Source organism: Roseobacter sp. TSBP12, assembly GCF_009129705.1.
GTDB lineage: Bacteria > Pseudomonadota > Alphaproteobacteria > Rhodobacterales > Rhodobacteraceae > Celeribacter > Celeribacter baekdonensis_A.
Genome location: NZ_PYIB01000064.1, coordinates 1 through 7,485, shown reverse-complemented (window position 1 = coordinate 7,485; position 7,485 = coordinate 1). Strand labels below are relative to the sequence as shown.

The window sequence follows — 7,485 nt, the reverse complement described above, 5'->3', positions numbered from 1 at the left end:
TGGTGCCCCCACACGGACTCGAACCGCGGACCTACTGATTACAAAAAAAGTTCAGGGGGTTTCTCCGCATTACGCCAGACTTCGCCACACTGACAAAAATGACTTAAAAACAATTACTTGCATTGACCGCCCCTACTCTCACCCCTCACAATTCACGCTAAGTTTCGGCTCCGCGTGCTTCCGTATTGCTTCCGTTTTTTTGCGGGCCGATTTTTAGGAGGGCAAAATGAGACTTACAAAGCGGTCCGTTGAAGGGCTTGAGACGAGAGAAAAAGACTACTTGATTTGGGATGGCGATGTGCGCGGTTTTGGCGTTCGCGTCTTTCCAACAGGCAAGCGTTCCTATCTGGTGCAATACCGAGCTGGCAGGCGCACACGTCGTCTCACGCTTGGCCAGCACGGCCCTCTTACGACCGATGAAGCCCGCTCTTTAGCCAAGCAACGTCTTGGCGATGTCGCGCGCGGAGATGATCCCTCTGAGACCCGCAAACAAAAGCGCATGGCCCCGACCGTGGCGGCGCTCTGTGATCGCTTCATGGCGGAGTATGTCGCGGAGCATTGCAAGCCCACGACATTCGCGAACTATAAGACCGCTATCACAACACACGTGAAGCCCAAACTTGGCATGTTGCAGATCGCAGATGTGACACGCGCGGACGTGGCCGAGCTTCATCACAACATGAAGGCCACGCCTTACCATGCAAACCGCGTGGTCATGGTCATGTCAAAGATGTTCAACGTGGCCGAAGATTGGGGCTTGCGCGCCGAAGGGACCAACCCGACGCGCCGGATCAAGAAGTATAAGGAAGTCGAGAAAAAGCGCTATCTCAGCGATGACGAACAATCGCGATTGGGCGAGGTGCTTTTCGCGGGTTTGGAACGCGGCGATTATTCCGAATATGTCGTCGCGGCTTTTATGCTCTTGCTGTTGACGGGTTGTCGCTTACGCGAAATTCAGACATTGAAATGGGATTACATCACGCGCACCCATTTGGAGTTGCCGGACAGCAAAACGGGGCGGCGTCGCATCCCCCTGCCCCGTGAGGCTTGGGACGTTCTCGACGCCCTGCCCCGACGCGATGGAAACCCCTACGTGATCTTAGGCGACAAAGCCGACGGCCATTACAACGACCTGCAAAAACCGTGGCGCAAAATTCGTGCGCGCGCGGGCCTAGACGATGTGCGCATTCACGACCTGCGGCATACCTACGCTTCCGTTGCCGTGACCAACGGCATTGATCCGTTCATGCTCAAAGAAATCATGGGCCACAAAAATCTAACGACCACGTTACGCTACGCGCATTTGGCAGACGACGCCGTGCAACGCGCAGCCGGATCGGTCGCGGCGCGTCTCGCGGGGGCGATACGTAAGGATAGGAGAGCGGAACCTACGTTACGAGTGGTACGTTAGGTTTCGTATCGCAAGAAAATCAAAATTGAGGTTCGCTATAGGCCGTACAGGCTCCGTGCCAAATTTCGGTATTACTCTCGAAGCTAGGCACACCGTCAAAATCATTGCGGTGATAGCGGCCTGTGTAGCGGTGTATCTCTACATAGACTGATCGAGCTGTTGTCTGGTCGGGATTTAGTGCGGTTGAGCAATGCCACGTAGCATGTGTTTCAGTGATTACGAATTGAGGCTCATCAACACAATGCGACCGCTTGCCAACCGCTACCAATTCTCCGTCTTCGTAATACAATGGGATAGATTGGCTTTTCTTTTTCGGATTATTCCCAAGACTTTCATATTCGCAAAATAGAAATGAAACGTCTTCCGCTAGAAGCGGTATAGCCGAAAGCGAAATCATCGCTGCCATCCCGAAAGTTCGTATCATCATTTTGTCCCTGAGTTGCCCTAGCTATTAGCATTGAGGATATGCATCGCCATGACAACCCAATGAATGCCAATCGCTATGTTTTGAGATTGGTGAGCAAACATTGCGCATCGTTAGATAGGTAGGTAATTACCTAGGAACGTTGCGGGCCTATTTACCTAGGTAGATATGTGCCGTTTCCCTACGTAGCGTATAGGTATGATACGGGCCGCTAGCTCTCATCGCACCCATTACATATGGATATGTTACGTATCGAATGAAGCGAGGAGTTACATGTCAGACGATTCCCAAGACGGCATGACTTTGCGCCAAGAGGTCGAAGCCGACCTGACTGAAGACTTATCTCAGCGCCTACATAAGTTAATAGACGCGCGAACGGACTTGGGGCTTTTTCGTGAGCGCTTAATCCATATACTAACGCGCTATGAAACGTACGAGATACGCAAACCGAAAGTGACCCGCAAAGCGCGGAAGAGCCAAATCGAAAACCTCAAAGACAAAGCCGAAAAGTTTCTCGCTGCCGCAAGCGCACTTCATCCACAGACTGAACAATCCATCGACCATTCAATTGGTAGCGAAAAGCTGAGAGCTCACTGGCACAAGTTCGGCATCCTCAATTTAGATGCGCCTGACGTCTCAGAGAGTGATGGCATGTCAGATTGCACCAATGCAGTTTCCGAAGTCATCGCAGCATGTGACGACGAGCTGCGCCAACTTGACGAGACAAAAGGCGAAGGGCGAAAAAGTTCAAATCCCGAAGTTGATCAGCTCATATCAGACTTGGCAGACATTTACGCTACCGAGTCTCAATTAGGGAAATCTCCTATCTATCCCAGCGAAACGTCAGAAGACGGATATGAAGGTGGCCTGTACCTGCTGACAAAAGTTCTTCTCCAAGAGTATGCGCCAACCAATTACGCAAGTTGTGCAGATGGTTTGGGACAGCGCATTAGGCGCGTCCTCAGCACTCTTTGAATGAGGTGACAAATTGGGGTCCACTTTGACCCCTTTCTGTCATTATCTTTGCTCTGTTGCCCTCCTCATACTGGTCCCAATGAAACGCAAGCCATTGAGGACAACATGCAGACACAACGTGATCCAGACTACTACGACCGCCTGATTGGCGAAAAAGAAGCGGCTAGCTACCTTTGCTATTCCGTGCGCGCTTTGCAGAATTGGCGTGTGCGTGGCGGCGGGCCGATGTTCATCAAAGTATCGGGCCGCTCGGTGCGGTACACGCGCGGCGATCTGCAAGAGTGGATCAATGCCAAGCGCGTGGCGAACACCACCTGCCCACCCTCCTAACATATTCAGTTTTGCCCGTTCAGAGTTGGCAGCGCTGAGCGGGATTTTGGGGCCGGATGGCTTCCAATAGGGCGCGAGGTCTCGCGATCTCGCGCCCTTCCTATGTCTGCTGAACACTCAAACCTAACAGGCATTCGAAAAGGAAACCCAATGTCATCAACACCAGCACACAAATTCAAAATCGGCCTGATTACGGCCACCATTTGGAACAACGACGGCTTTTTCTCCGTCGACCTGACACGCTCTTACAAGACGCAGGACGGCGATTGGCGCAATACCAGCAGCTTTGGCCACAATGACCTGCTGAACCTCTCCAAATGCGCGGAACGGTCCGAGACTTGGATCGCAAAGCAACTTGCGGCCAATACCTAATTGGAGCGCCGGACCTCGTGTCCGGCCCCAAAACAATAGCTGCCCCGCCGGAGGCACCTTTGCAGGGCGCTTGCGCCCGTCTCTTTCATAACAACCGATCCAAAATAGCGCGGCAATCGCCGACAAAGGGGGGTGATTGTAGCACCCCCCTCTAGAAATACAGATCATCACACAGGACAAGAAAGCTATGCACATCGTACACCGTGGATTTGACCGTCTGGAATTGGCCATAGGCGTCAATATCCCACCCGAACTCTTTGAATTTCTAAACCCCTTGCGCGAGGAGGCCGAAGAGGCCCGCCAAAAACTGCCCGTGAGTTATGGCGGCGCAGATTTTGACCTCTTTCCCAACGGCGTGCAGGGCTACCGCTTTGTGTTGCAAGGTGGGCCGATGGAGGTGACTTGGTTTTTCAAGAAGCCCAACGCCCGCGACCCGTGGGGCATCCGCATTGTGGTCGGGTCGCTGTTTCTCGCCACCCAAGGGCTTGGAATGGTCCGCGCCTATATCGCCAAGACGTTGGAGCGGCTTGGCGTTCGCTACGGCCCGCATCAAGTCAGCATCGGGCGCACCGATTTTTGCATCGACATTCTGGCCCCATCATTCGAGCTAAACCCTGAGAATTTTGTCATGCATAGCCATGCCAACCGCGCCGACCATCTCACGCCCGAAGAGCATACGCGCAGCAACGGCAAGTCCGGTCGCTTCACCTCCGTGACCGTTGGCAAAACGCCGGGGCGACAAGTAATTATCTACGACAAGCGCCGTGAAGTGATCGACAAGCGCAAGCCGATCTGGTGGGACGTGTGGAACGCCAATCTTGAGGCGGAGGGTTTGCCCCCTCTGGACCCGCAAGAGCGCTCAGAGAGCCAAATCTGGCGCGTAGAGGTTCGTGCGGGCAAGCAGGTTATGAAAGACCGTTGGGGCATCAGCCAATGGGATCATTTTGACATCAAATTTGGTGATGTGATTGCCGAGGGCTTCGAGAAAATCCGCTATTGCGATCCCGCCCCCACCGACACCAACCGCGCCCGTTGGCCTAACCATCCCCTTTGGGACTTGGCAAAGGTAGACGCGGACACCGATCTAAGCGAAATGCGCAGCCACTTGGAAGTGGACAAGGTCAAAGCAGTCCACAAGGCCGACCACATCAAACTGATGATGACCCTCGCTGTCGGCAACTGCACCACCCTAGCAGCCCTTGAGGGCGTCGAGAGCGACGATCTACAAGACTACATGGAACGCATGGGGCAAAGGTTGCGCATGGAGATACAAGCCGACCCTGAGCGCGCCGCGAATAAGCTCAGCAAGGCGAAGGATCGGTATCGGTTTGTGGGGTGAAGAAGGGCGGAAAGCCGACATTCGCTGCAGGAGAAAACCCATCAGTTGTTCTCGTTTGGTTTGGACATTCAAGTAGTTGATGATTGAGTCGCCTTAATCCTAGGACTGATGGGCTAAAAGCCCTTAAAAGGCCGACAGAAATCATTTGGTAGCATGCGCAACTAATTGGATATATCATTGCAAGAAAAAGATATTGGGAATATAATGATTTTGCTCTTTACGCGGATGTGCGGCAACGCACGGTCTGGTGCACAGCCGGACCCTAATTTATTGATCGCATCTTGGCGCGATAAGAACATAAAGTCCTTATCGCTCTTGCAAGTATTCAGAACAATAAGGACTTTATGTTCTTATCGCTTCTTCAAAGGTACTGAGCATACTCAATGCGGGGGGCTTGATGTCTGTACAACTTGACCCCCGCGACAAGTTCTCAAAGCTGATTGATTTGACAGAATCTAGGGTACTTCTAGCGCCCCATATTACATTTATTTGTGGTGGTCCTGTCGATATACGAGTCATGACCAATCATTCTATACGAAATATGTTTATGAACCTGTCTGCTAAGATGCCTGCAAAATCCGAAGGCTTCACGTTGGCAGAAAATTTCAAAGACTGGCAAAACGGGTATAACAACCTCGCTGACTTTGAGAAAGACATAGCGGCGATCTCGTCAGTAATCGTCGTAATCTTGGAAAGCGCTGGTTCGCTTGCTGAGTTAGGTCTGTTCTTCGCCAACGACGCGCTACGCCAAAAGATGATCGTAGTTGTGCATAGTCAACACCACTTGAACGAGTCCTTCATCAAATTTGGTATATTGAAGCCACTGGAAGCTGACAAAGAAGAATCTGTTCTCGTTTATGAGATTGACAGCGACAACATTGATGATGTGGAGGAAAGTGAGGTTGAAGACATACTGGAAGAGGTTTGGGGAATATCCGAAAAAATCGATAAAACATCCTTATTTGACACATCTAACCACGGCCACAGTATTTTTCTCACCTTTCAGATCATTGATCTATTCACGATCCTCACAAAATCAGAAATTGAGAATTATCTTTCGAGCTTAGGAGTACACTTTACTAAAAGGCAACTTCAATCCGCGCTGTATATACTCACGAAGTTCAAATTGCTCAAACAGGAAAAAAGATCATCCCAAACATTCTATTTTGTGCCTCCAGAAATCTCTGATCGCGTGGACTTAGCATTCCGAAAGGATGGGAATAGACGATACGATTCACGTGCCATAAAACTTGAGGTTTTGGAGTATTATCGAGCCGAAGGAACCTCAAACCGTAGCTTCAAGAACCGGATGAACCTATGGGGTCGGCATGTAGAGGTGTCCCCATGAGCGATATCATTCAACGCATAAAGCGCCGCTTTGCATTCTCAGATAGCGAGTTTAATACGTACTTAAACACGGCGCCATTTAGATACAAAAATTACACAATTCCCAAACGGTCTGGCGGGGTCAGATTAATTTCCCAACCCTCTAAAGACCTTAAATCTATTCAACGCTTTATCCTGTCCGAGTTTCTCCTCCCGAAGCTTGAAATTCATGAGTGTGCGACAGCGTATCGCGAAGAACGTAATATAGCAGACAACGCTCGCCCTCATTTACAGAACCAGTTTCTCCTCAAAATGGATTTCAAAGATTTTTTTCCTTCGATAAGGGCGATAGACTTTTCACAATATGCCCTGAGACGCTCTATAGTTGAGTCTGAAGAAGAAGCTACCATGCTCGGAAAGATATTTTTTAAGAGCACGAACAACGGCCTGAGATTAAGCATTGGGTCGCCGGGGTCACCGCCAATATCAAACGCTGTTATGATCAACTTCGATAAACAGATTTCGTCTATGTGCCGAGATTCTGGCATTGCCTTCACCAGGTACTCAGATGACCTCACCTTTTCTAGCAACAGCAAGGGCATCCTATTTGGCATTCCAAATCAGGTTCAAGAGGTGCTTGAAGTTATTCAAAGACCAAAGCTGATGATCAATGCAGAAAAGACGAAGTTCTCATCAAAGAAGTTTAATCGACACGTTACTGGAATTACCATCACAAACGATGGTTTGATGTCTCTGGGACGGCAGACAAAAAGGAGGGTCCGTTCCGAAGTGTACAACGCGCCCAGCATGCAACCCAAAGAGCGGCAAAGGCTTAGAGGATATCTGTCTTACGCTAAACAGTTTGAACCAAGTTTCGTTATCAAGCTTTGGGAGAAATACCCAGCGCAGATGGCCCTGATCAAAAATTCTGCTTTCACAAAACGAAATGGCGATCCGCAGTAGTTACAGCGTTCACCGCCTTACGCCAGCCAAGTTTATGATGTCACGTACCCATTAAATGTCAGCTTAGGGGAAACTGCATCGCAGCGGATAGTGAAGTGACGAAGGTCCGCTCTGGGCCGATAGCGACTATTTAGGCGCTTTCGGATGCTGGCAGCAAAAGGCCCACAAATCTACGTTGCGCAGAAACCACACACAGATTCTCTCACCGCGTGCTTCCGCATTGCTTCCGCATTTCAAAATAGAACAAATGCGAACGAGGAAATTATGCGCAACGTATTGAATTAATTGTGAAAAATGGTGCCCCCACACGGACTCGAACCGCGGACCTACTGATTACAAATCAGT

8 protein-coding genes are annotated in these 7,485 nt (G+C 50.4%); 7 read left to right on the top strand and 1 reads right to left on the bottom strand.

What is annotated here, in order from left to right:
- The first annotated feature begins 226 nt into the window (after positions 1-226).
- Positions 227-1,411, top strand: coding sequence for a site-specific integrase (locus C8029_RS19640; RefSeq protein ID WP_040401872.1), 1,185 nt, complete (start codon positions 227-229; stop codon positions 1,409-1,411).
- Positions 1,412-1,430: 19 nt separating this feature from the next.
- Here the strand turns inward: C8029_RS19640 and C8029_RS19635 are convergent, their stop codons facing one another.
- Positions 1,431-1,817: a hypothetical protein gene (locus tag C8029_RS19635; protein ID WP_157789785.1), complete on the bottom strand. Its 387-nt coding sequence runs from the start codon at positions 1,815-1,817 to the stop codon at positions 1,431-1,433.
- 291 nt (positions 1,818-2,108) lie between these two features.
- Between C8029_RS19635 and C8029_RS19630 the strand changes: the two genes are divergently transcribed.
- The 6 genes from C8029_RS19630 (at position 2,109) to C8029_RS19605 (ending at position 7,140) form a co-directional block, all read left to right on the top strand.
- A complete protein-coding gene (locus C8029_RS19630; RefSeq protein WP_152003554.1) occupies positions 2,109-2,810 on the top strand; it encodes a hypothetical protein in 702 nt (233 codons plus the stop codon).
- A 105-nt stretch (positions 2,811-2,915) separates the two neighbouring features.
- Positions 2,916-3,140 (top strand): helix-turn-helix transcriptional regulator, encoded by a 225-nt coding sequence (locus C8029_RS19625; protein WP_009570797.1) that lies wholly within the window; start codon positions 2,916-2,918, stop codon positions 3,138-3,140.
- Between the two features lie 150 nt (positions 3,141-3,290).
- Positions 3,291-3,512 (top strand): hypothetical protein, encoded by a 222-nt coding sequence (locus tag C8029_RS19620; protein WP_009570798.1) that lies wholly within the window; start codon positions 3,291-3,293, stop codon positions 3,510-3,512.
- Positions 3,513-3,699: 187 nt separating this feature from the next.
- Positions 3,700-4,851, top strand: a complete 1,152-nt coding sequence (locus C8029_RS19615; RefSeq protein WP_009570799.1) for a hypothetical protein — start codon at positions 3,700-3,702, stop codon at positions 4,849-4,851.
- A 397-nt stretch (positions 4,852-5,248) separates the two neighbouring features.
- A complete protein-coding gene (locus C8029_RS19610; protein WP_152003553.1) occupies positions 5,249-6,199 on the top strand; it encodes a retron St85 family effector protein in 951 nt (316 codons plus the stop codon).
- Entirely contained in the window at positions 6,196-7,140 is a 945-nt protein-coding gene (locus C8029_RS19605; RefSeq protein WP_009570801.1) for a retron St85 family RNA-directed DNA polymerase, read from the top strand. Before C8029_RS19610 ends, C8029_RS19605 begins: the two co-directional genes overlap by 4 nt.
- Positions 7,141-7,485 lie beyond the last annotated feature (345 nt).

Coding starts and splice junctions, on each gene's coding strand:
- C8029_RS19640 (WP_040401872.1), top strand. CDS start 227: ATGAGACTTACAAAGCGGTCCGTTGAAGGGCTTGAGACGAGAGAAAAA.
- C8029_RS19635 (WP_157789785.1), bottom strand. CDS start 1,817: ATGGCAGCGATGATTTCGCTTTCGGCTATACCGCTTCTAGCGGAAGAC.
- C8029_RS19630 (WP_152003554.1), top strand. CDS start 2,109: ATGTCAGACGATTCCCAAGACGGCATGACTTTGCGCCAAGAGGTCGAA.
- C8029_RS19625 (WP_009570797.1), top strand. CDS start 2,916: ATGCAGACACAACGTGATCCAGACTACTACGACCGCCTGATTGGCGAA.
- C8029_RS19620 (WP_009570798.1), top strand. CDS start 3,291: ATGTCATCAACACCAGCACACAAATTCAAAATCGGCCTGATTACGGCC.
- C8029_RS19615 (WP_009570799.1), top strand. CDS start 3,700: ATGCACATCGTACACCGTGGATTTGACCGTCTGGAATTGGCCATAGGC.
- C8029_RS19610 (WP_152003553.1), top strand. CDS start 5,249: ATGTCTGTACAACTTGACCCCCGCGACAAGTTCTCAAAGCTGATTGAT.
- C8029_RS19605 (WP_009570801.1), top strand. CDS start 6,196: ATGAGCGATATCATTCAACGCATAAAGCGCCGCTTTGCATTCTCAGAT.